The following is a 23,714-nucleotide window of genomic DNA, read 5'->3' on the forward strand; positions in this document are numbered from 1 at the left end:
AACACCATTAAAGACCTTGATGGGTTTTTCTGTCCACTTAAATGTTCAACTTAAATTTTACAATCTGCCAAATTGAAAAAAAGTAGATTAGCTATTAGCATTAGCATCATTGTTATCGTTATAATTGCAGTATTGGTGGGTATTTTATGGCTGGGACGACAGACCCAGTCAACTGCAAAGCAGGAGACGCAAACTGCTAGTCAAGCACAATCATCATCGTCGTCTCAAGCATCAAGTCAATCTCAGGCTACTGTGTCATTGTCTTCAGCATCAAGCCAGGTGTCATCATCGCAGCCTGAAACAACGCAGCAATCAGCAGAAAATTCAAGTTCAAGCTCAAGTACAGCAACTAATACTGAAGAGCAAAATGATCATGCTAATTTAGAGCATCGGGATCAGCCCGTGACGATTTCGGCTAGTGATATTCAAGCAACACGAAGCATCCTCAGAAATGCTGGTATTGATGATAAAAAATTTACCGATAAGCAAATTGAAGATTTAATGAACCAATCGGTTGAGACTGGTAAACCAATTCCTGATTTAGCACGTTAACACGACGCAAAGCGCCCGCATTTATGCGGCGCTTTTTTATTAAAGTTATCTTATTGCACTGAATACATTGAACCATTATAATGAAAGAAATCTGATGCACGATATTGTCGTATTAGGAGGATACTCAAGATGAACAAAACAAAATTAATTAGTACCGTGGGTAAAATAGCACTTGGCGCGTTAGCACCAGAGTTGCTGGCCCAAGGGACTAAAATAGTTAATGCGCAACTTGAAAAACGAAAAGGGTATATCAAAGTACCAGATGTGACTGCGCTGGATGTTGATGAGGCGACTGAAATTATGACGCAATATCACTTTAAACACACGATGGTGCCGGTTGCTGCGGCTGTTAAATATGCCAATGCTGTGCCCAATCAAGTCGTTAAGACACAACCCAAAGGCAACACCGCCGTTGACCCACAGACATTTGTTAAACTATTTACGATTGACGCTGAAACTGTTCAGAAAAGTAAAATGATGGCTGAAGACCTGGAAAAGACCAAGCAGAAAAGGCAACAGGCGATTAAAGCAAAAGTGCAAAACACGATGACTGCAACGACTAAAATACCAGCACGCATCACCAGAAAGTTCAAGCTGAATAAAAGTAAACATTGAACGTGTTAACGTTTTAAAATATGTTTCGTGAAATTAGTATATGGGGTTGCATTTGTTTATCTCAAATGTAATAATATTAATTATCATTAAAATAGAAAAATATTTGCACCACCTGAGGATTTCGTCATGTCACAACAAGCAAAATCCAAAATCATGTTAATTGGTTTTGTTCTCTGCGTCTGGATAATTTACTTTATCGCTTGCTTTACTATTGATCTGCTTTTTGTGTCAATGATACATGTGCTATGGTTAAGTTTAAGTATTGCGACAATTTTGTCGCTCGGATTTGTTGGGGTCCAACAATTCTTTAGCGGTCTGAAGCACACAGAATAATTTGAGATAATCTTTAAAGACCTGATAACTTGACCGGTTGTCAGGTCTTTTTTTGTGCAATGATAGTGATTCGATTTGAGTTGATAGTAGGCGTCTGTTTGACACATGCATATATGTGTAGTAGTATGGAAATGTTCGTGATTACAAATGATATATGCATCATTTATGATGTGATGACATGAGTCAGATCATCTGTGTACATCTTTTTGGGGATAACTAGTAAGTGGGATGTTTCTGAATGTCGTATATATAATACAGGGGCATTATTTTTAATTATTTCAGCCCAACGGTTTTATTTAGAAGGGGAGAATATCAAATATGTTGACTAAATCAAGACATGCGATTGTCGGTATGCTAACGGTAATTGCATTATTGATGTTATTTTGTGTGCTAGTGTCTGGGCATCTATTGGCAGAAAACACGACTTTTAACGATCGTTTTACTGTTTTTTCGTTGTTAGCGTATTTGGGGCTTGCCATGGGTTTGCTTGGCTTAACGACGTTAGTTGTTAAGCTAACAGATCATTACGATGAACTACTTAAAAAATTTCTTTGGACATTAATTATATTGGTAGTTGTCGGGGCGTTGTTCATACAACCTTATGCACCAGTCTATGACAGCATGGGCGTTAATGGTCAAGTTTATGATCTTTTACATCAATATCCAGCCTCGCAATGGTCGCCATATTTTAGTGTTTTTCCAAATAATGTGCCAATTAGTATCTTTATGTTTTGGCTGGATTTTCCATTTCGACACATGCTCAAAACGCTTGATGATGTGATCTTGTTGCATGCCGTTTATGGACAAGTGTTGATGCTCATATCAGTGTATCAACTAACTAAATTGGCCAATATTGTTTTTGGGCCAAAAGCACGCAATGTGTTGTTATTATTTTATGTATTTGTCCCAACTTATTTGATGCAATTTACGCAAATTGGTTATTCAGATACCTTTGCTTTGCCATTTTTGGTGGCTGGTGTGCGCTATCTTGTTGAACTGTTTTATCACGCTAAGACAGGCGAAAAGGCGACTCATTTTGCAAAAATCATTAATCGGAAGAATTGGCAACAGTTTATTTTAGCCGCAGTCTGCTTGGCAGTAGCCTTATTCCTAAGGCCAAATACCATTGTGGTACTGATTGCTAGTGTTGTATTGTTACTGGTCTTTTTATGGCGTGATTGGCGGTTACTTGTGTTATTGCTTGCTGCGTTATCCATTTGCTCGTTCACGCTAAAGCAAGCCGCAACGGTTACAAAAGACAGGACTCACTATCAAGCATCTAGTGACAAAAATGCCAGAATGCCGATTGAGTCATGGTTCTTGACGGCTTACTATGTAGGCGGTCGGTCGGGCGATGAAATCAATACGATTACTAATAAGTACACAAAATATGACCAACGACAGGCCTATATCCGTGAAAAACTAACTGAGAAAATTAAGCACTTAGGCGTTTTTGGGGTGCTTGCAACCTGGCGTGACAAGACAAATGTGTTGTTTGGCATTAAGTCGGATTTTGGTATGCAGTATTTTACGCAATTTAGAAACAGTCAAAATAACCGATTACAAGAACAGTATCACAACAATTATAATCTGTTAACGCCAATTATGATTCATGCAACGATGATGGTATCGCTGACAAGCTTTTTGTCATTTGTTTGGTTGCCATTTTACCTATTTAATAAGCGGCAAAACGAATCAGATGATAGTTCAACTTATCGTCAAAGGGTTACGATTATCTTAATCCTGGGAATATTTGAATCATTATCTTTGTTCTATATCTTACTTTGGGAAGTACAGGAACACTATATTTATATGATGTTCCCATTCTTAATGTTTATTGGGGCAATTATTTGGTCGGCTGTTTTAAATAACGTATTTAACAAAAAGAAGCGCCACAAAGCATTTAAACATTAAGCGTTTTGTACACGGGCTATGTTGCCTAGCAACTTTAGGTTGCTTAGTATCTGGCAAAATTAAAAAGACGTAAGTTGACTACGTCTTTTTTGAGTGCATACACAAGTCGTAATTGTACGTTTGGATTACTGACAAAACGTCAGCATACCATCATGATAGATTCGACTTGGTAATATAAAAAAGCACTATAATAAAATGATATCCAAATTATGCGGCACGTTGCCAAATCTTTAAAAATATGAATGACTGAGTAGTACCGTGGTTACGGTAATTGTCTAACATATGTTAATCAATTCATACGATGCGAGAAGAGGGAATATGAAAAGACTTAGTTTGCCATCATTTTTACCTGGCATTTTAATTATCTGTTTAATCATTGGTTTAATGGCTAATGTGATCTCTTACATGGGTATGGCGGTTGTCATCTTGACGATACTTCTATATGCCGCCACAAGATTTGTTTTTATTCCGCGACTTAATCACATACCGTTTTCACGTTTGCGGATAGCGATGGGCATTGGGTTTGTCATCATGGTCATCGTCCAGATTTTGACCTTGATCTTTTTCCCAAATACGGTTTATCATGATCCATATCGCGTGTTGTCCCAAGCGGATCAGATGGCGGCTAATCAAAATACTTGGGACATTACTTATTTTTGGCGTTATCCCAATAATGTTTCGATCACTTATCTGATGTCACTCTGGCTGCGGATAACCCAATTATTTGGGTTATCAACTAATACAGCGATTCACTTGTTGAGTATTATTGTGCTCGATGGCTTTATTTTGTATTTTTTGGTGGTGATTCGTCGATTAAATCAACACAATAGTATGGTGCTGGGCGCTTTTGCATTCTTTGTGTTGACGCCGTTTGCCTACACTTACTATTTGCAGGTCTTTTACTCAGATTTGCCAACGATGTTGGTTTTGTTGCTCGTGCTGAGTATTTTGTATCGGTGGCCAACGTATTCACGACGCCAAAAAATTGGGGCTGGAATAGGCTTAGTTGTTACAATTTTGATTGGTGACTTGGTTAAGCCAAATTTGATTGTCTTAATACCAGCATTGCCGATTGTGGCGGTATGGTTAGGGGTCAAAAAACGATTAGGTAAAAGTCAGTTAGTTATTCCCATCATTTTAATTGTTTTAGGGTTTGGTTTGAGTGTGCCAACGACGCAAGCAATCCAACAAACTAGTAATTATCACACCAATCCGAAGTTTGAATTACCCGCAACCCATTGGATGTTAATGGCGTATAATGCAGGGACGCAAGGGACTTATTCAGGTACTGATGTGATCAATGATAATGCCCAACCCAATCCAAAAGCACGGCAAGCCTATGATTTGCAACAAATTTCAAAACGGACTAAAAAGCTTGGTATTTTCGGTGTTATCAAACTGTGGTTCACGAAAATAGGTATTTTATTGTCTGTCAGTGACATTCAGGATTGGTATAATGGGGGCTTCCGTACCGCACCAGCTTGGTATCATCAGCATGCCCAATTCTTTAATGCCATGATCTCACTGATTAATACGACTGCAACGTTTGTTTTCTGGCTGTTTTTAATCACACGTTTAGCAACCTGGCGGGTTAATTTATCCGATCAGCAACAAGTAGTGGCCTTGATTGCCATTGTGACGGCATTGGGTTATATTGCCTTTCATACGTTACTTTGGGAAGTGGAGCCACGGTATGGACAAGCCATCTTACCGCTTCTCATGTTTGCTTTGGCAGCACTTCCAGACCGGTCTAACCGTCAATTCTTAAACTTGCGGTGGGTAACTTTGAAACGGTTCAGTGCGGTGCTTGTGGCCGTCATACTCTTTGTCACAATTGAATTAGCCAAGGTTGTCGCTGACAAAAAAACCGCAGTCACTTTTGGTGGCGGCTCAGCGCAGTCAATTGTCGCTCCAATATGGTGCACAACCGTATGCGATGGCACCTGAAGAAACGATTACTGAAGCTGTGGATCTTAAGGGTAACGCTAATTATTCCTCTGTACAGGTACATGATAAATCAGATGTCCATGTTTATTTGAAGAATCTGAAGAGTGGTGAACAGTATCAAATGACCGATTCAGGTGATTCTTATCGTCTTTATCGGAACCTAACACCTGGTCATTATCAAATTATTGTTCGCAATGATACGAATCGCCCACAAAATATCGATATTGTGGACACCACCAATTATCACTTAGCTGATTATCCATTAGTGATTAATGGACATCACAAGCCGACATCGTCATTGGTGTATAAGGTGATGTTGAATGTAAAATGATTAAAAGCCTATCACATGATAGGCTTTTTATTTTTTGTTCTTGGTAAAGGACAGTTGTAGGTGGTGGGGGATTAAGGCGTAAAGTGTGGGAAAATAGGCTGCGATTAGCAGCCTGTTTTCCTGTGGTTAATGCTAATGCAATTGCTTAATGAATAACGGGTACCTTAGAATCTAAAATTAATATATAATTAGATTTAATATATAATTGTGCCATTAACAAAAAAGGGGTTGTAATGAAGGATATCGTGACGTTGTTTAAAGTTTATATGATAGATACCTTAAGTAACAAATTTGCTTTTGTTTATAATCTATTGATACCCGTTGTTTATTTTATCTATCAAAATAGGCATATCGCTTTACAGAATGTGGGTCATTTCAATACGACGACATTTAAGGCTGTGAGTTATTTTTGGGCTTATATCATTGTTGTGACAATCCTAAACAACGTCATTGTTGGTCTAATAGCAGACCGAGAACGTGGGTTTTATAAACAAATGCTTTTTATCGCTGGCTCTAAATTAAAAATCATGTTGAGTGTTTTTTCGGTTCAACTCATGGTTATTTTAATAGAGATCACTTTGTTTAATGTAGTAGTCATGCTATTCGTTAAGTCTTTCAGTTTACACTTGATGTTGGCTGGCTTGTTGACTGTTTTAATCACCGCCTTACCCATAGCGTTGGCTACGAGTTTATTGTTTATGTTTAAATTCAAGCTTGAATCAGTGACTATTATTTTGAGTTTGCTTATTTTTGGCATGCTATTTTTTATGAATATTCCGAATGGACAGCGCTTAGAAAGTTTGGTGACGTTGATAAATCCTGCTAGCTATGTTGCAACGGTTGGATATCAAATACAAACACTTTTACTCAACTCGCCGAATCATCTCATCGTCTGGTTGGGCTTAGCTGCGGTGACATTACTTTATGCAATTATTGGTAAGTTTGCCATCACTAAGTTTTCGACACAGTCAGTAATCACAAGAGTTTAACAGAGGAAATTCGCGCATGGAAATCAAAAATTATTCGTTGTCTTTTGGTAATCGACAATTGGCCGATCGGGTTGATGTGATATTTTCTCGTGAAAAATTAAATGTGGTGATTGGTGCCAACGGGGCCGGTAAAACGTCTTTTTTGGATTTTGTAGCCGGTGTGGGGCATAAAAATGCAAGTGGTACAAAAGTTGATATTCCCAGTATGACTGACGTTGCTTATCAGTTGCAACACATTCATTTCTTTCCAACACTAACAGTTGCCCAAACGGTGGGAATGTATGCACGGTTAGGTTCAGAATCATCGCAAATGGCATCTCGTACTTTTGCGACAATTAAGCGTGAGGTCTTATCGAAAATTTGGCATACAAAAATGGGTCAGTTGTCCGGTGGTGAGCAACAGATTGTCTTAACTTATGGACAGTGCTTATTAGATAAACAACTCTATATTTTCGACGAGCCAACTAGTGGCGTTGATGCGACGAATGCCGAAACGATCCTACAAATGATCAACGAGCTCGTGGAACGACACCATAAAGTTGTTGTGATGACATCACATCATCTTGAACAGTTAAAAGAATTTGATGTGAATCTGATTCAGCTATAAATGTTTCAAGATGTTTTTTAATTTAAAATATTTGTGAAATGTAAACTTTGATTGGTATAGATAATTAACAAAAAAGAACTCTGAAATTTTTTAGAGTTCTTTTTGTATATGGTAGATTGTAAAATTAAACCGAACACTTGAATAAAAAAGCCGCAGCGCCTTTAATGGTAATTGTCCAAAACAACCATAAAGGAACTGCGACTCATGACTAGTTTATCATCTCAAGAACGCACTGTCATTCAAACTTTACTCGAATTGAATTATTCTGTTCGTGCCATTGCGCGCTTTATTAAACGCTCTCCTTCAACCGTTTCGATTGAAATTCATCAAGTTACACCCTATAAAGCTGAGATTGCTCATGCGTTGGCATTGAAAAAGTGGTCGTCATGACACGCTAACACCAGCTATCGCTGTCTTTTTGAATCACCACATTGGTATATTGAAGTGGTCACCAGAAACCGCTGCGCATGTTTTAGGGTTACCTTTCAAAACGATTTATAATTGGCTCAATGCTGGTCGACTCAAACTATCATTGGCTGATTTACCTGACAAAGGTATCCGTCAAAAGCGTCAATCTGATGGTAGACGACAAGTATTTGTGCATGGTCGTTCGATTGAAACGAGACCTGAAAGTGTGAAAGCACGATAAACCTTTGGACATTTTGAAGTTGACACCATGCAATCGGGTAAAAGACGTGGCGATGTGCTGGTGACAATTACTGAAAGACTAAGCCGGCAACATATCGTGAGACAGGTCACTGGGCGCAGTAGTCAGGCAGTGACCTGTCTTAATTCGTTTTTTTCAAGGGATCAAAAATGCCAAGTCAATCACTGTTAATCGTGGGCAAGAATTTGCAAAATATAACGAAATAGAGCAAAAACTAGGCATTCCAGTCTATTTTGCGCACCCATATTCACCAGAAGAACGTGGGAGTAATGAGATATTAAATCGATACGTCCGTCGTTTTATACCGAAAGAACGCAAAATTGAAACAGTTAGCGCCAAAGAATTAGATCAAATTAATCATTGGATCAATGCGAGACCAATGAAAACACTCAACTGGCAATCGCCACGAAAGGTTTTTCAGCAGTTTGCAGTGTTCGGTTAATTCTTGCAATCTACCAAATGTATACAGCTTTTCCTGATTTAAAGAATGCGCTTGATTTGCAATTTGATTGGGTCAATATAACATTTTCTGATATGACTGGCGAACAAGTTATCAATAATGTGATGCGCTTAAAACCTGAGTTGTTTTTAGAGCGATCAACGACACAAAACTTTTATACACGTGAGTTTGCCTTTGCTGGCGAAAAAAATATCTATGTACAGGACTTTGAGCCAACCAAAGATGTTGATACTAACCAAGATATTCAAAAGGTAGGCGCAACCATGTATCTCACAGGACAAGGCACACGCTTATTTGAAAAAGCATTATTGGAACAAGGGCTAACATGGAAAAAGTTTTTTGTTCAAGCAAAACGCTTTAAAGGGACATTTTCACGATTGGATATTGCACTCAATGATAATTGGGGTTTGTTAGATATGGACGAAATTATTGAAGCGACCCAGCAAAACAGATTTTGGAGTAAGTCAAGGTCATTTGCAATTCATGGTAATAATCAAGACGGCTGGACGGCAAACTTTGGCAAGTCGCCTTTTGTTATTCGTATTTACGATAAGCAAAAAGAACAAGAACAAAAAGGGCTAGAAACATCAATTAAAAATCGTGTGGAATTAGAATTACATGCTAATAGAGCCGAGCAAGTCATTAGTGAATGGTTTGAAAACGATAATCTCGTGGAATACACCGCATCAATCTTGTACACCTATTTGTGGTTTGTTGATGAGCCAATTGATGAAGAAGAATTAAAAGGTACTCACGTTAGAGAACGTTATATTGATAGCTTAAAAACAATGCCTGCATGGTCATTGTTGACAAGTTTGGGACAGTCTATGAAGTTTGTGAGAGAACCAAAAGAGCAAAGTGTTGATAGTATTTTGAGCTGGATAATGAAATATGTCGTACCTAGTTTAGAAGTATTGAAAAAAACAGGTCACTGGCATGAAGTGATTGAAGCAATGGATAAGGCTAATCTTTCTCCAGAGCAAGAAAAATTGATTAAAGCTAATTTGGTCAACGCAATTACAAATTCAAAAGCAAACTTAGAACATGGTAATTTGAACTTTGATAAACAGCAACGCAAGTATGTTGAAGAAACGGCAGAGTTTGAGAAAAAAGCCAATCTGCCATTCTAATAAAATTATTGACTACACGAACAATTGTTCGTGTAATAATTATAGCAATCTACCATAAATATTTTCTGACATGCAACATTTATTACATGAAAGTGGAAAAAATTGGAAATGGAATGCTTTCTATACGAAAAACTTGCTTTTCGAAAGTTTTATGTATACAATATATCCATAGACAAAAAACATTTATGTAAAAGAGGGTAGTATGAAATTTTGGAAAAGTGCTGAATGGCAACGTATTAGTAAATTGCGTGGACTCAAGCTATTATTAGTTGGAATTGCCATGATTCCAAGTATTTATGCTGTAATTTTCTTGTCATCGTTGTGGGATACCTACGGTAGATTAAATCATTTGCCAGTGGCTATTGTGAACAATGATCAGCCGGCCAAGATCAACGATAAGACGCAACATTTGGGACAAGACTTAACGGATAAGTTGTTGCGAGAACAACCGTTAAAGTTGCGGGAAGTCTCTTCGCAACAGGCTCGGGATGGCTTGGCGTCTGGTCGGTATTATATGACCATTACCATTCCTAAAAACTTTACACGTAATGCAGGGACATTACTGAGTGATCAACCAAAGTATGCTAAAATTGCCATTGCCCAAAATTCCGGCCAAAGTTTTATTGCAGAAAAGATGACGAGTTCGGTGGCGGTTAAGATTCAAGATAGTGTCAACCGCTCACTGCAAAGTGTCTATAACAAGACAATTTTGTCAGCAACAGCAGCTTCTCAAAAAGGTTTTCTGGCTGGTTCGGATGGTGCTCGTCAGCTCAATAATGGTTTGGGTCAATTAGCTGACGGTAGTCGCCAGCTCAACAATGGGGCGCAAGCCTTATCACAAGGCACTTCAACTTTGGCAACAGGTCTAGCACAGTACACACAAGGTGTTGCCCAAGCTAATGGTGGTGCTGGTCAACTTGCTAGTGGTGCGGCAACAGCAGCTAATGGCGCCAATCAATTAGCGGCAGGGACGTCGCAATTAGCACAAAATGCTCCAAAGTTAGCAGCTGGAAGCCAACAAGTTGCGGATGGCGCACAACAATTAGCCACTAAGTTACAAGAATTGAGTGATGGGATTGTCAAAGGGCAAACGGCAAAGGCATCTCAATTAAAGGCCTTAGAAGATGGTTTGACAAGATTGACTCAGTCTGTGAATGCCATCAAATTACCTGAAACACCTGATACCCAAGCGATGATGCAAGCCGGACAAGACTTACAAGCTGGCTTGACGGGGGCAAGCACAGATATTAAACAACTAGAAAACGATCCAAAATTTAAAGCTTTTCTAGCCACTAATCCAGATATGGACCAACGGTTTAATGACCTGAAAGGCCATTTAACGCAAAGTGGCCAAGCTGCAGCCATTCTAGCAAACAGTTTGGCGCAACTCAAGGCGCTGCTCCCACAACTTGATGGTTTCAAAACGAAATTAGCGCAATTACAAGCCGGGGTTACGCAAGCACAAGCCGGCAATAAAGCGGCCATTGATGGCTTAAGCGGTAGCTTAACGCAAGTCAGCCAATTATTATCACAACAATTTGTGCCAGCAGCGCAACAATTAGCAACTGGTGCTGGTCAAGTTAATGCTGGCCAACAGCAAGTCACGACAGCAGCTGCACAGTTGCAAGCAGGTGCTGGTCAGTTGGCACAAGGAAATGGCCAACTTGCTGCTGGCGCCACGCAATTAAATCGTGGTCTTGGGCAACTGACAGCTAAAAATGGTCAGTTGACGACGGGTGCCGGTCAATTGGATCAAGGCGCGCAACAGCTAACGACGGGTACTGCCCAAGCAGTTTCTGCTTTGGGACAAGCGCAAGATGGCACGATGACGTTAGCAGCCAAGCTTGCGGACGGGGCTATTCAACTTGAACAGATTCATAGTCAACCAAGTAACGTGAAGGCCTTGACGCAACCCGTTAAGCAAACCAAAAAGAACTACTCGAATGTGGATAATAATGGTACAGGAATGACACCTTATATGATGTCTGTTGGATTATTTGTTGGTATGATCACGTTTAGTGCAATTTATGACTTTGTAACTGTTGCCAAGAAGCCACGTAGTGGGTTTGCTTGGTGGGCTGAGAAGCAGGCCGTGAATATACCTGTTTGGATTGCCCAGGCACTTATTTTGACGACATTGTTGCTGCTTGTGGATGGACTACAGCCAAAGAATGTAACGTTACTTTATGTAGCTGCATTAGTGGTAGCATTTTCCTTTAACCAATTTGTACTGTTGTTCAGCACATTATTTGGTAAGTTGGGTTCCGGGTTAATGATTATTGCCTTGGTATTACAACTAAGTGCTAGTGCTGGATCATATCCAATTGAACTTTCCAATGGCTTTTTCCAAGCTATACACCCTTGGATGCCTATGACATATTCGGTCCATGCTTTCCGAGAGGCAATTTCTATTGGGGGTAGCTTAACCGGCGATCTATTGGTACTATTGTCCATTGGTGTTCTGTCAATGGTATTAACATGGGGTGTATATCACTGGAAATTAAAGCATAACAACTTGCAGTGGTCAGAAGGATAATTAGCAATTTTGCATAAATGCTTAATTATATTTAGTGGAGATTATTATGAAAATGTCAAGCGCTGTAGAACAAAGTTTGGTTGTGTTAGTAATGCTTGAATTGCAAAAGGATCACGCCCCAGTGAAAAGCTACTTGCTAAGTGATCGTTTACAAGTTTCAGAATCATATTTGAAAAAAACAATGCGAAAATTGGTTGTTGCAGGTATTGTTGATGCAATTGCTAGTAAAGAAGGTGGGTTTAAGTTGGCGCGTCCAATCGCTAATATTACCTTGTTAGATGTGTATCAAGCCATTGAAGGAGATGGAAGTTTTATTCACTCCACACAGCTCGCCGATCGCATATTCTTGAATCAGAAATCTGATAAACCTGTTGAAGACGTTCAAGAAGTATTAAATGTGACTATCACTGATGTTTTAACAATCTTTAGTGAAGCAGAACAAGATTTCAAAAAAAGATTAAAGAGTTATACTATCGCCAACTTACTACAGCATGTCAATGTTGATGAATTTGGGAAAATAGATTGGCGACAAAGTATTGATTAGTCACAAAATGAGTTGGTGCTTAAAAGTTACTAGCTCTTTTTTTGCGTTTAAAAACGAAAGGAATAAATAAGATGCCAACAAAAATATGGTTAAAGCCAGAACAATTAGCACTGTACATTAAGCAGTTAGAACGATTTAGAGACTTATACAGTCAACTAAAACAAACACTAGAAAGTGATAGACAAGGCTTTCAATTCAAAGCTGGTGCGCCTAACTTCCAAACAACGTTGAGCGTATCAATGCAATTACAAGCTAAAATCAGACAGGCACAATCTCAAACATACGGAGATGTGCTTTTTTTTAACAAAGAATTAGCATCTAAGGTACAAGATTTGGTCTCAAAATCAATTGAGCTAACTTTTGCATATCGTGATTTAGATTTGTTGATTAAGGGAACGGATCGCAATACTGAAAGTGGTTTAAATAAAATTGAAGAACAGTTGTATCAAGCTAAAAAGCAACTAAGAGAAAGGGCGATATGATGATAAACAAAGCAATTGATAATCTAAGGTATTGCATCATCAACCGTCATATTGGTTGGTTACGTGATATAGAGGTTGATAGTCATTTACGTGATCAATTAAAGTGGTCTGATAATAACAAAATTATAGGGCAGATAGCTTACAGCATTCACAATATTGCTGATTTTACAGATGAAGCCTTTACACCATTTGATGATTAAAATAATTATGAAGACTTTATTTTAAGGGAATTGGCAGAACATGCCAAAAACTTGGAAAACAACCTATTACCAGAACTTGAACGAATGCGTTTAGATACACGCTGGTTCACTGAATATTATGAAGAACTAGCTGATGTTAATAATTTGCTTGATGATTTTAATGAGATGTAAGCGGCAAACAAACTATGTTCTTAGGTTCACAATTTAATAAGCCTTTTTGTAGGCTTTTAAGCATAATTAAGGTGTGATATTATTATCTTATTCACATAACAATTTAGGAGTAATAGTAAATTATATGACTAAGAAATTACCTCGAGACCAAATAAAATATCCACATATTCATGAGAATGATAGGCATTTGATTGAACACATGTGGAATGATGAAAAACTAACGCAGTCTGAAATCGCTAGAAAACTTAATCGCTCGCAGTCTGCTATATCGAGAGAATTAAAACAAGGCAATATCTTTGATTTTAGTAATTTAAGTAAACGTCAATTGTATAATCTTGAAATTCATTCTCGTATTAAATACTCTGCCTTGCGTGGTCAATTTATCGCCACTCAAAGAAGTGTTAGACGTGGCAACGGTTCAAAATTGCTGACAGATGAGTTAAAAGAATTGATTGAGCATTGGGTCAATGTAGAACATTGGACGCCAGAGCAAATTGCTGAAGCACATGTATCAGATATTGAAGTCTCGGCATCAACGATTAGAAATTGGGCGAGACAGGGTAAAATTTATTTAAGACCCTATTATCGCAAACGTGCCAATAATACAGATGCTGAAAAAGTTAAAATTAAAACGCAGTATCAAAAACAGCGTGAGATTGATAGACTACGTTCTAAATTAAAGTCACAGGGTATTCTAGTTCGTCATTCAATTTATGAACGACCACCAAAGATAAATACTCGTAGACAATTCGGACATTGGGAAATTGATTTAGTTTTGCCAGCAAAGGGTAAGAATGGCGAAATTAACGATAAGAGCGCTATTTTAACCTTAGTTGAACGTAAGACAAGGTTTTATGTACTGGTTAAAATTGACAGTAAACAATCATTTGATGTGATTAAAGGCTTTAGATACTTCTATAAGAATTATGGCAAATGGGTACGCACAATCACGGCTGATAATGGTATTGAGTTCATGTCATGGGACTTTTTAGAAGTCGTCCAGCAGGAATATAAGACTAAAATTTATTACGCAACACCCTCTTCGCCACAGGAAAGGGGGACAAACGAATACAAAAACCGTGAGCTACGTGTCTTCATTCCAAAGAAAACAACCTTTAGGACAATCAAGCAAAAAGATTTGGAAGTGATCGCTGATAAAATCAACCGTAAGCCAATGCGTATTGCACTGCAAGGTTCAACACCTTATGAACGGTTTAATAAGGAATACCGCAATATGGAGCGTTATAAGGAACGCTATATCAAGCAAAAAATCAAAAAATATGAACAAAAATTAGCCGAAGAAATCAATGCCTTAAAAGACGTTAATTTAACAGATATAGATGCTGATAAAGATGTCAAAGTTGATATTGATGATATAAGTTAAGAAACGTTTAAAAGTTAAATAAGCTAACACAAAGACTAGTGATTAGTCTTTTTTTGTGTCATAATAACGACATATAATTTGAAATGACTATGTGAAATAGTCCTAAAAGTCATCGTTGCCGGTATGTACTAGAGCTGGAAATTTTCAAGAAAGAAGTGTATACTCTATGAATAGTTATGGCTTCACAGCATTTCAAAATCATTGCAAATTACAGAATGTAACAGACACTTTAACAAACCGTTACTGATAGAGAAAATCTATTGACATCTGCCCTAAGTACTTTACTTTCGATAATATATATTATGTAAACCTAAATTTGTCATGAATTTGTCAACCCCTAAAGTAACAAATAATCTAAAAAAATTGATTTTATTTTCGCTAATCCGTTGTCGCTGTTGTGATAGCGGATTTGTTTACAATCTGATTACAAAGACTGTTTTTGTGCTATTTGCGGTTTTGCGTTTCTAAATTTCAGCTGCCATAATTTATTTTTGATGTTTGATGTTGGTCGCATATTTAGTTTTTGCATTGTCATTTTGACTTTTTTAAGCCAATCAAGCCCTAAATTCGTGTTTATCTGGCTATTATTATACGCAAAAATGCAGCCCAAAGCTATTGACTTTGAACTGTCTTAACAATTAGCGATTTTTAGCATCTATTGATGATTAAGCTGTCATGATTCGCTTAGTAAAGACTTTTTCAGGGGTTTTAAACCTGAGCACATTTCTAGGACGCTCATTGATGTCCTGAATGGCGTTTTGAAGCTTACGTTGAGTAATCTTAGTAAAGTCATAACCAGCAGGAAATACACGCCTTAATTCACGATTCATGCGTTCGTTTGTACCTCGTTGACCTGGTGATTGTGGATCAGCGTAATATAACTTTTTGCCGTACGTATCTTCAATGCTGTAAATAAATAAACTACTGGTGAATTCTGTGCCACGATCACATGTTATACTGTCACAAACATTCTCAAACCTTGACATAAAGGTATCAATGGCTGTTTTGACATCATCTGAACTCTTACTTTTAGCTTTGACACCAACCATAAAACGTGTTTTTCGTTCCACAAATGTGATCACGAAAGATTGGGAATCTTGAGGACTCATCACCCCATCAATTTCCCAATGACCAAATGTTGAACGATTATTGATGACTTCTGGACGGTTGTGAATTGAACGCGTTTCAATCATCATCCGTTTATGTTCTGGATTAACTGGTTTGGCTCTTAGATGCCTGCGTCTTTTGCCTTTAAGCGGTAAATCATTTAATGTTGCACTCAGGTTGCGATTAAGAATCCAGTTATAGATTGTTCGTGTGCATACACCAATTCGTGGCACACCATGTGCAATTTGTTCTGGGGACCAATGTTTCTTTTTGAGATAGTAATCTATCTTTTCGCGTTTTCTAGGTGTGATTTTAGGCTGTGAACGATGCGACTTTGATTGATAATACTCAGCACGCCTAGTGGCTTGCACAGGTTCGTAGGTATGGCGCAATACTTTCTTTTTGCCATGCCAAGTCATGACACGGGCATTACGCTGCAATTCGTGTGTAATGGTAGCTCGAGGGCGGTTTAGCTTTCGAGCAATTTCTGCATTGGTCTTACCCGCGTCAATCATATTTTTGATGGTAACGCGCTCTGTAAAATTAAGGCGACCATATTTGGAATTTGGGTTTTTCTTAGTCATGTGGTAATTATTCCTTCTCTCAATAACACTATAAAATTGACATTCGGTCAATAGTTAAAATGTTAAGAAAAACAAAAGTGAACAACTGCGCAAACGGTGTTATAACGAGGTTTTTAAATGTATGTGATGTATTTATGTTAGTGTATATAACATCATTATATGGGCTAACATGTACACGCTTATATACACATCTATATTTACGTATATAGTGACTAACATACACGTGAATATGTTTGTAATATACTGACGTGTATGTTAGCCGTTAGACTGTTATTGACATTGATATTAGACTGGATTTTAACTAAAACGATTGGTAAGATCTTCTCATAATATTGTGCTAATCAATTTAATTAATAGTCGTCAAGTAACTATGTCTGTCTCAATTGACAAGTGCGCTTGCTTATAATCGAACACAAAAAAGCCATCAATGGACGGCTTTATTTGCGCAGTAAATCAGGTTTGATTGACTCACTGTTTAACTTTAGAAAAATGTTTTGAAAAGCCATGCAACAACAGTAAATATATGAAGTGAGATATGATAATTTCTTGCAAGTTAATTGTAATTTTTGATGAAAGCAGACTACTGAAATCGCATGTCAAGACCTCTTCTAATCCTCTTAAATATACCACTTTGTGAAGAACAAAACAAGGTATATTGTTCATTGTGTTATCGATTGATAAGGACAAAACAAAAAAACAATGCCCTGGGGCACTGTCAAATATTGTTATTTGTGGAACCATTTCTTGATTGGCTTGCGAAATCCAAAGGCTGCGCCTGCTAGTGCAATCGTCGCAATCGCCCCATATAACCCACCCTTTGGCGCTTCAACATAGCTCGTATTTGGCGTGGGTGTTGGTGTAACACCTGGCGTTTTGTTCTCGACAGTATTTGATTCCGTCTTTGAACCGTTTTCCCAGATGTCATACGTATTCTTAATCGTGGCATTATCTTTGTTAGCTGTTACATAAACATCAACCACTGGTAAGGAAAAGGCTTTTGTTTTATCTGCATTCGCTAACTTCAAAAAGTCTGCGTTAGCCTCAGCTGTCAAGACTCGAGTCTCTTCATCATAACTAATCTTGAAATACTTAGTTATATCAGTCTTACCGTCTTTTGAATAGACCTTCGCTGACTTATAATCCACTTCCTTTGGCAATGTATCAACGTATTTAAATGTCTTTAAATCGCTGGCACGGTTGGCTGGTAAGTCGTTAACTGTTAGCGCATAAGTAATTTCTTGCCCCTTCTTGATTTCATCACCATCAATTGACTTGTCAGAGTCACCTTTTGTCTCGCCTGATTCAACATCTTTTTTAGACTTAATTTCAGGTGTGGTGTTCTCAACGGTATTTGATTCCGTCTTTGAATCGTTTTCCCAAATATCGTATGTGTTGTCGAACTTAGCATTTGAAGTATTGGCAATCGCATAGACATCTACAATTGGTAATTCGAAAGCTTTTGTCTTATCTGCGTTAATCAGTTTCAAATAATCTGCATTCGCTTCCGCTGTAAACATGCGTGTCTTTTTATCATAACTAATTTTGAAATACTTGGTTAAATCAGTCTTGCCATCTTTGGAATAGACTTTCGCTGACTTGTAGTCCACTTCTTTTGGCAATGTGTCAACGTACTTGATAGTCTTCATATCGTCAGTGCGATCAGCTGGCAAATCTGTTGTCCTCAATGAATAAGTTAACTCATCACCCTTAATCACAGACTTCCCGTTATCAGAACCATCCTTATCCCCAGCATTTTGACCTGCATCAACATCTTTTTTAGGTTCTGGGGTCACAATAAATTGAGTCAAGCCATAGGTTCCCTTTAGTGGTGTTGGCTTAGCAGGTTCAGTTGGAGCTTTGGGTGGTGTTGGTGCGGTTGGTTGCTTATTTGTATTGGTAAATTTCGTATAGATTTGACCATGCGTATTATAAACCCAGTTATCATCAACCTTCAAAATTTGTTGCTTATCGGTTGATTCGTTAGGTTTCAAAGTAAAGCTCGTACCCAGTGATACCGTTTTATTGATGTCTTTGGTAAAGGTGCTCTCGCCATCATGATTGACAACAAATAATTCCTTGCCAGAATTATCATAGACGTGGAAATTGATATTTTTATTAGCAGCTGTGTTAGGATGTTCATTTGTATACTTGTATGACTTTAAAGTAATAGAGTCTGCAATGATGACTTCAGATCCGTCGCCCTTTGAAGTGACTTTCCAATTAAATTTACCTTTCAAAACACCATGACCAATGATTGATACGCCATCATTCATGTCATGAGTCAGTGTGAACTCACCAGTTTTTTGGTTAACGTCTGCTGTCATAAAAGTATCATATTGATCATGATTATCATGATTTTGGGTCAGCGCTTGCATTTCAGTATTGACATCAGTCCCGTTTTCAAAGGTAGCCTCATCCTTATCATACAGGGCCTTGTCTTTGTCATATTGGGCTTTGTCTTTATCGTACTTGGCTTTGTCCACCTTGTATTGTGCCTCTTCCTTATCGTAAGCATCATTAACAGCTTGTTGCTTCTTCAATGCCGCATCAATAACTGACTTTTGTGAAGCGTAAAGTGCCTTTATTTTAGTTGCTTCTGCCGCGTATTGACTGGCTGTAATGACTTTAGTCACAGTAGCATTTTGTGTGATTGTAATGCCTGCTTTTTTAGCAGCAGCCACGGACTTATCCAACTCACTATGATCGACATCGACCGATGTTCCCTTTGCGTCAGAATTTTTTGAGTCATCCGCGAAGATGTTATGGTTATCAAATGGATGGACTAAGCCAATAATTGCAGACGTCGCCACCATTGCCGATACTGCGATTACTTTTGTTTTGCGTTTAATGTTATGTGACATAATAAATATTCTTTCTTCCGATTTTTGGAGGGGTCGTAAATCCCGACCCCCTTTATAGGTTTTATTGCAGTTGTTGCTTTAAATTGCTGTCGAGGGAATTAATTGATTGTTCACCAACTAATTCACCCGTTAGCACGATTCGCTTTTTAGCGGTGAAATTTTTGTAGTGACTCGCTTTAACCTGCTGCCAAAATTCTTGATCTTCAAAACAAGCAATCAATTTAACCTTTGGTTTGCCTGTGTTCTCAACAGCTAATTCTTGATTCATCAACCCCACAGCGATACCATAATCCAATTTGGTCGCTTTATAACGGTAAACTGTATGACCGTCAGAGAGATAAATACCTTTCCCTAAAATGGTTTTCTCAGTCATGTTTTGTAAGGAACTAAACTTGGTAGGATGGTATGGCCACACGGCATTATAATCACCCATATTGTGAGCAAATATTGGTACTAATCCAGTTCCAATATTTAGGTTGGGTGCATTCATGCCCGCACCAATGGCTAAGACGTGGTTACTAGTGCCTTCATAGATTGGCTCACTAATGCTAAAACTTGGCACAGCCACATGTCCACGTAGGATTTCAGCTTGATTGCTTTGGGCTAGTTTCAACATATCTTCTTTGCTAGATAAACCGCCAGTCCCTGAATAATCAGGTTTGACACTTTTCTGTGCCGCCACTTGTTTGACTTGACTTGCTTTGACAACAGGTTGTTTTTTTGCTTGAGCAACAGCCTTATGACTAGCTTTTTGAACCTTCTGCGCTGTTTGCCACTGCGTATGGTTACCGTAAATCACAGCGCCAGTGACAATTAAGATGCCAAACATGGCTAATAACAGTGTTTTTAGAATTGGATGGTGCCTTTTCAAACGATGGAAATTTGGACGTCCAGGTTGCGCTGTCGTTCGACGGCGCTTGACTTGTTCAATGTTGATTGCCATATTTCACCGCCTAACTGTCAAACGGGACAACATAATCGTAGCCATCATGATGCACTGTGATGGTTTTGTCTTGTACCGAAACGACTTTAGCGGTGACTGTTTGACCATTGATTGTGGCATCAACGTCTTCACCGACATGGTAGCGATCAGCTAACGTAGAAGAACTGTTAGCTTGTGAGCTAGATGAGCTAGACGAGCTTGATTGACTACTTGAAGCACTAACCTTTGAAGAAGAAAAAGCCTCAGATGATTCAGGTGCTAAGGTTACGGTTGCGTTGCCTTCGTTGTGACTACTCGCAGAGACTGCTTTTGATGATTGTGTGGCGCTATCTGTTTTGTGTTGGGCCATTGCATAACCACCAAAGCCCGCACCACCGATAGCCAGGACAGCCAAGATACCAATCGCCGCTGATTGCCAAGCACTTGTTTTCTTTTGTTCAACTCGAGGCTGCTTCATTTGCGCTGCTAACAAAGTCATCAATTGGTGGTTACTTTCATCATGTGATGTTGTTTTTGGGGCATTTTGAAGCATTTGTAACTGTTGACGAAGTTGGGAAACCTCATCACTATTGACCGCATCTTTACCTTTTAATTTTTGCTCGAGGTTTAGATTAGTTTGCTTCAAAATCTGGACTTGTTGCTCAAGTTCACTGAGGCTACCAGCATGAGTTTTAGCACTTTCTAACTCAGTGGCACTGATCATCGCTTTTTCATGCTCTGATTGATATTGTGCCCGCTTGTTACTGATGTCTTCTTCCAGCTTTTGATGCATGTCTAGCAATGATTGTGTGTTTTGAGCTAATAACTCATCACGCAAAGCTTTAAGACTGGTTAGCGTCTCTGTTTGCGCTTGTGACGTCACTTCTGAAACCTGATCGTCTACTGTGGCTTGAAGATTACTTTGCAAGTCTTTAGAACGTTCTATAAACCAGTTATCCAGCTCTTGATTAACAGATACTTTCAAAGCCTCTAAGTCGCTTACAAAGTCACTCTTGAGCGTTTTGAGTGTATTATCATGACGCGCATTCTCATCTTCCACAGCCGTGCGATAACCTGCTTCACGAGCTTGATGTGCTTGCGCATAACGGGTTTCAAACTCTGTTGCCCGTTCTTCCTTCATTTGTGCATCAACCGTCTCAGAAACATTAGTGTCACGTAACTGTTCAACTGCTGCTTTAGTCTTTGCTTGTTGTTGTTTCAACAAGTCGGACATCGCTTTGCGTATCTTTTGCGTGTAAATGTTGCTGGTATCATTCAAAAAGTCATTTGCTTTGGCTTTGTCAGCGTTCAAACGACTAACCACGTAATCGGGGTGTTCCGCAGGTAAATCAGCTTTGACATCACTCAATTCAAATGCATTTGGTGTCAGGTTGACACGATCAATAAACTTCTGTGTGGGATCACTTTCGGTCACGACACCCTCTGAGTTGTCTTGAGTCGGAACAACAGCTCGAACAATCGGCTTCACTGTTTCAGCAGTTGATGGTTGCTTTGGCTGGTCAACTATCTTAGGAATATCAGGTACAGTCTTTACGACCTTTTCCTGTGATTGGTCACTAGTTTCATTGTCAACATCTTGAACTAGTGGTGGCTTGACTTCAATCGTTGTGCGTTGGAACTTATTAGGCTCAACTGTTAGGACTTCACCAGTTTCACGCGCTTGTCTAAACTGTTCCTCAGAAGGTAAATCTGGCAAATCATCTGATGACAGACTACCATCAGCAAGCACGGCATCCATCAGCGGTTGTAAGGCTTCAACAATAATGTCATAAGTCATATCTTCATCTTGACGAATTTCTGTGTCATTAAAAATATGATCAGCGGTACTAACAACAATGTTTTCAAACCCTGCTGTTAATGTCGCTCTTTCCCAACTTAATCCGGTTGGCTCAGCACGACCATTTTCGTTAGTGATAAAGTAGACAACATTGCCTAATCGAACATCATGATCACCTGCACGCACCACATCATTGACTAAACTAGCAGCGAATTGTTGTAGCCCTGACAGTGATACATTCGGCCAGCTTTCACTTACCCCACTTTTTTCAGCCAGGTCTTGAATCACCTCATCATTGAGATCAATTTCAGTTTGTTCAACGCGGGCAAAAAATGGGTCCCCGATACGAGTTTGTTTTTTCTTTCCAAACATATCTTATTCCCCCGTCTAGAATGGCCAGTTGATGACATTTCCGCCACCAGCAGTTGTGGCAGTTTGCCAAATCCATGTCAGCAATAGACCAGTCAAAGCACCACCACCAATACCGAACATGGCGTGCATTAGCTTACCGTTACTCTTTTGTGCCATCTGTTCATTACCAGTAGCACGCATGATGAAGCCAATCAATAAGCAAATAGCGCCAACAACGATCAACACAATATAAAGAATTGTGATGACCTTTGAACCACTTGTTTTGGCAGCATCACCAATGTCCGCTGAGGCAACAGTCGGTAGCCACATTGGTAATGAAGCAACCAATCCCGCTAATGTTTGTTGTAAGCGTGAAATCGGACGACGCTCCCATAGAAACTTGTTATGTGCATTTGACTTTTTCATTCAAAAAGTCCTCCTTTTTCTTTGTTGTGTTATCAACACACGCACAGAATAACAAGAATCACAAAATTGTCATAAAGGTAAATGGTTTTTCCTGAGGTAAACAAAAAAGCCCATCCAACGGGATGAGCTTTAGTTAATTTACAAAGAATAATTCAATGTAACTCAATCCAAAAAAGTTTGAGTGTCATTATTAACTGCTAAAGGCTTGGTCGTTATTAAGTCTGGTAATGTTAATTCCGGTTTCATTTTCATATTTATTAATTTTATCTTTTATTGTAGGATCGCGGGTTAGCATTTCTTGAAAGTGTGGATACACATGAATATCTGTTAAATTGAGGCCATCTAAATTCGAGTCATTAAACTGATTATCTTCTGGATAAAGGTACTGCATCAGACCTATGGAAGGGCCTAAAATAATTGAACCGGCACTTAAAGCGAATATAAGTCCTCCATTTTGGTTTATTCTCTTCAAAATCTGATCAGCACCACTTTTTTTGATGTAGTGCAAAAGGTAAAATGGATAGCCCCCATTCAAAAAAATTAGGTCGTAATCAAACAGTTTGTTAGCATCTTCAAATTCCACATCTAAGAAATCTACTTGCTGTATATTCATGCTGAGGAGATCTCTTTTTATTTGTTGCATCTGAGGGTGCTTTTCTTTTTCTTTTGGCCAAGATGTGGAAATAATACAAGCCTTTGTTATTTTATTCTCTTGAATCATTTTTTGAGCAATGCTCATAAGTCAATAATTCGGACTATTTTTTATCTAGGGCTGAACTGATTAGGCAACTTTTATTTTTTGA

Annotated in this window: 20 protein-coding genes and 1 pseudogene; 15 read left to right on the forward strand and 6 right to left on the reverse strand. The window is 38.6% G+C overall.

All coding sequences use genetic code 11. The annotated features are described in order from the left end of the window. Positions 1–132: 132 nt before the first annotated feature. From IE039_RS06895 to IE039_RS06955, 15 genes and pseudogenes are all read left to right on the forward strand, one after another. Complete coding sequence (locus IE039_RS06895) at positions 133–552, forward strand: CBS domain-containing protein (RefSeq protein ID WP_189428944.1); 420 nt, start codon at positions 133–135, stop codon at positions 550–552. A 129-nt stretch (positions 553–681) separates the two neighbouring features. Beyond that, entirely contained in the window at positions 682–1,167 is a 486-nt protein-coding gene (locus IE039_RS06900; RefSeq protein WP_010005976.1) for a PASTA domain-containing protein, read from the forward strand. A gap of 651 nt (positions 1,168–1,818) precedes the next feature. Then, positions 1,819–3,414: a DUF6020 family protein gene (locus IE039_RS06905; RefSeq protein ID WP_189428945.1), complete on the forward strand. Its 1,596-nt coding sequence runs from the start codon at positions 1,819–1,821 to the stop codon at positions 3,412–3,414. 318 nt (positions 3,415–3,732) lie between these two features. After that, positions 3,733–5,361 (forward strand): glycosyltransferase-like membrane protein, encoded by a 1,629-nt coding sequence (locus IE039_RS06910; protein WP_229782852.1) that lies wholly within the window; start codon positions 3,733–3,735, stop codon positions 5,359–5,361. Continuing rightward, positions 5,351–5,692 (forward strand): hypothetical protein, encoded by a 342-nt coding sequence (locus tag IE039_RS08430; RefSeq protein WP_229782853.1) that lies wholly within the window; start codon positions 5,351–5,353, stop codon positions 5,690–5,692. Before IE039_RS06910 ends, IE039_RS08430 begins: the two co-directional genes overlap by 11 nt. A 233-nt stretch (positions 5,693–5,925) precedes the next feature. Further along, entirely contained in the window at positions 5,926–6,681 is a 756-nt protein-coding gene (locus IE039_RS06915; protein WP_010002592.1) for a hypothetical protein, read from the forward strand. A gap of 16 nt (positions 6,682–6,697) precedes the next feature. Then, the gene (locus IE039_RS06920; protein WP_010002594.1) at positions 6,698–7,288 is read left to right on the forward strand and encodes an ATP-binding cassette domain-containing protein; all 591 of its coding nucleotides are present in this window, start codon (positions 6,698–6,700) and stop codon (positions 7,286–7,288) included. Positions 7,289–7,492: 204 nt separating this feature from the next. Further along, a pseudogene (locus IE039_RS06925) lies at positions 7,493–8,397 on the forward strand (IS30 family transposase). Further along, positions 8,316–9,545, forward strand: a complete 1,230-nt coding sequence (locus IE039_RS06930) for a replication initiation factor domain-containing protein (RefSeq protein ID WP_259651153.1) — start codon at positions 8,316–8,318, stop codon at positions 9,543–9,545. Before IE039_RS06925 ends, IE039_RS06930 begins: the two are co-directional and overlap by 82 nt. Positions 9,546–9,747: 202 nt before the next feature. Then, the gene (locus IE039_RS06935; RefSeq protein ID WP_189428946.1) at positions 9,748–12,081 is read left to right on the forward strand and encodes a YhgE/Pip family protein; all 2,334 of its coding nucleotides are present in this window, start codon (positions 9,748–9,750) and stop codon (positions 12,079–12,081) included. Between the two features lie 46 nt (positions 12,082–12,127). Then, entirely contained in the window at positions 12,128–12,625 is a 498-nt protein-coding gene (locus tag IE039_RS06940) for an RrF2 family transcriptional regulator (protein WP_010001056.1), read from the forward strand. 71 nt (positions 12,626–12,696) lie between these two features. Further along, positions 12,697–13,107, forward strand: a complete 411-nt coding sequence (locus tag IE039_RS06945; RefSeq protein WP_010006300.1) for a hypothetical protein — start codon at positions 12,697–12,699, stop codon at positions 13,105–13,107. Beyond that, a complete protein-coding gene (locus IE039_RS08435; protein ID WP_010006298.1) occupies positions 13,104–13,307 on the forward strand; it encodes a hypothetical protein in 204 nt (67 codons plus the stop codon). Before IE039_RS06945 ends, IE039_RS08435 begins: the two co-directional genes overlap by 4 nt. Before the next feature lie 30 nt (positions 13,308–13,337). Further along, a complete protein-coding gene (locus tag IE039_RS08440) occupies positions 13,338–13,478 on the forward strand; it encodes a hypothetical protein (protein WP_010006297.1) in 141 nt (46 codons plus the stop codon). A gap of 124 nt (positions 13,479–13,602) precedes the next feature. Next, on the forward strand, positions 13,603–14,862 hold the full coding sequence (locus IE039_RS06955; RefSeq protein WP_189428947.1) for an IS30 family transposase: 1,260 nt from the start codon (positions 13,603–13,605) through the stop codon (positions 14,860–14,862). A gap of 665 nt (positions 14,863–15,527) precedes the next feature. Here the strand turns inward: IE039_RS06955 and IE039_RS06960 are convergent. From IE039_RS06960 to IE039_RS06985, 6 genes are all read right to left on the reverse strand, one after another. Then, on the reverse strand, positions 15,528–16,553 hold the full coding sequence (locus tag IE039_RS06960; protein ID WP_010006470.1) for an IS30 family transposase: 1,026 nt from the start codon (positions 16,551–16,553) through the stop codon (positions 15,528–15,530). 725 nt (positions 16,554–17,278) lie between these two features. Continuing rightward, the gene (locus IE039_RS06965; protein WP_010006471.1) at positions 17,279–19,414 is read right to left on the reverse strand and encodes an LPXTG cell wall anchor domain-containing protein; all 2,136 of its coding nucleotides are present in this window, start codon (positions 19,412–19,414) and stop codon (positions 17,279–17,281) included. Positions 19,415–19,475: 61 nt separating this feature from the next. Next, the gene (locus IE039_RS06970; RefSeq protein ID WP_010006472.1) at positions 19,476–20,357 is read right to left on the reverse strand and encodes a sortase family protein; all 882 of its coding nucleotides are present in this window, start codon (positions 20,355–20,357) and stop codon (positions 19,476–19,478) included. A 10-nt stretch (positions 20,358–20,367) separates the two neighbouring features. Beyond that, the gene (locus tag IE039_RS06975; protein ID WP_189428948.1) at positions 20,368–22,506 is read right to left on the reverse strand and encodes an AAA family ATPase; all 2,139 of its coding nucleotides are present in this window, start codon (positions 22,504–22,506) and stop codon (positions 20,368–20,370) included. 15 nt (positions 22,507–22,521) lie between these two features. Continuing rightward, the gene (locus IE039_RS06980; protein WP_010006474.1) at positions 22,522–22,911 is read right to left on the reverse strand and encodes a hypothetical protein; all 390 of its coding nucleotides are present in this window, start codon (positions 22,909–22,911) and stop codon (positions 22,522–22,524) included. Positions 22,912–23,101: 190 nt separating this feature from the next. After that, positions 23,102–23,650 carry a Type 1 glutamine amidotransferase-like domain-containing protein gene (locus tag IE039_RS06985; protein ID WP_010006475.1) on the reverse strand — a complete coding sequence of 183 codons (549 nt, stop codon included), beginning with the start codon at positions 23,648–23,650 and terminating at the stop codon, positions 23,102–23,104. Between the last annotated feature and the right edge of the window lie 64 nt (positions 23,651–23,714).

It is taken from the genome of Leuconostoc lactis KCTC 3528 = DSM 20202 (genome assembly GCF_014651235.1).
Classification (GTDB): Bacteria; Bacillota; Bacilli; order Lactobacillales; family Lactobacillaceae; genus Leuconostoc; species Leuconostoc lactis.

Coding starts and splice junctions, on each gene's coding strand:
- IE039_RS06900 (WP_010005976.1), top strand. CDS start 682: ATGAACAAAACAAAATTAATTAGTACCGTGGGTAAAATAGCACTTGGC.
- IE039_RS06905 (WP_189428945.1), top strand. CDS start 1,819: ATGTTGACTAAATCAAGACATGCGATTGTCGGTATGCTAACGGTAATT.
- IE039_RS06910 (WP_229782852.1), top strand. CDS start 3,733: ATGAAAAGACTTAGTTTGCCATCATTTTTACCTGGCATTTTAATTATC.
- IE039_RS08430 (WP_229782853.1), top strand. CDS start 5,351: ATGGCACCTGAAGAAACGATTACTGAAGCTGTGGATCTTAAGGGTAAC.
- IE039_RS06915 (WP_010002592.1), top strand. CDS start 5,926: ATGAAGGATATCGTGACGTTGTTTAAAGTTTATATGATAGATACCTTA.
- IE039_RS06920 (WP_010002594.1), top strand. CDS start 6,698: ATGGAAATCAAAAATTATTCGTTGTCTTTTGGTAATCGACAATTGGCC.
- IE039_RS06935 (WP_189428946.1), top strand. CDS start 9,748: ATGAAATTTTGGAAAAGTGCTGAATGGCAACGTATTAGTAAATTGCGT.
- IE039_RS06940 (WP_010001056.1), top strand. CDS start 12,128: ATGAAAATGTCAAGCGCTGTAGAACAAAGTTTGGTTGTGTTAGTAATG.
- IE039_RS06945 (WP_010006300.1), top strand. CDS start 12,697: ATGCCAACAAAAATATGGTTAAAGCCAGAACAATTAGCACTGTACATT.
- IE039_RS08435 (WP_010006298.1), top strand. CDS start 13,104: ATGATGATAAACAAAGCAATTGATAATCTAAGGTATTGCATCATCAAC.
- IE039_RS06955 (WP_189428947.1), top strand. CDS start 13,603: ATGACTAAGAAATTACCTCGAGACCAAATAAAATATCCACATATTCAT.
- IE039_RS06960 (WP_010006470.1), bottom strand. CDS start 16,553: ATGACTAAGAAAAACCCAAATTCCAAATATGGTCGCCTTAATTTTACA.
- IE039_RS06965 (WP_010006471.1), bottom strand. CDS start 19,414: ATGTCACATAACATTAAACGCAAAACAAAAGTAATCGCAGTATCGGCA.
- IE039_RS06970 (WP_010006472.1), bottom strand. CDS start 20,357: ATGGCAATCAACATTGAACAAGTCAAGCGCCGTCGAACGACAGCGCAA.
- IE039_RS06975 (WP_189428948.1), bottom strand. CDS start 22,506: ATGTTTGGAAAGAAAAAACAAACTCGTATCGGGGACCCATTTTTTGCC.
- IE039_RS06980 (WP_010006474.1), bottom strand. CDS start 22,911: ATGAAAAAGTCAAATGCACATAACAAGTTTCTATGGGAGCGTCGTCCG.
- IE039_RS06985 (WP_010006475.1), bottom strand. CDS start 23,650: ATGAGCATTGCTCAAAAAATGATTCAAGAGAATAAAATAACAAAGGCT.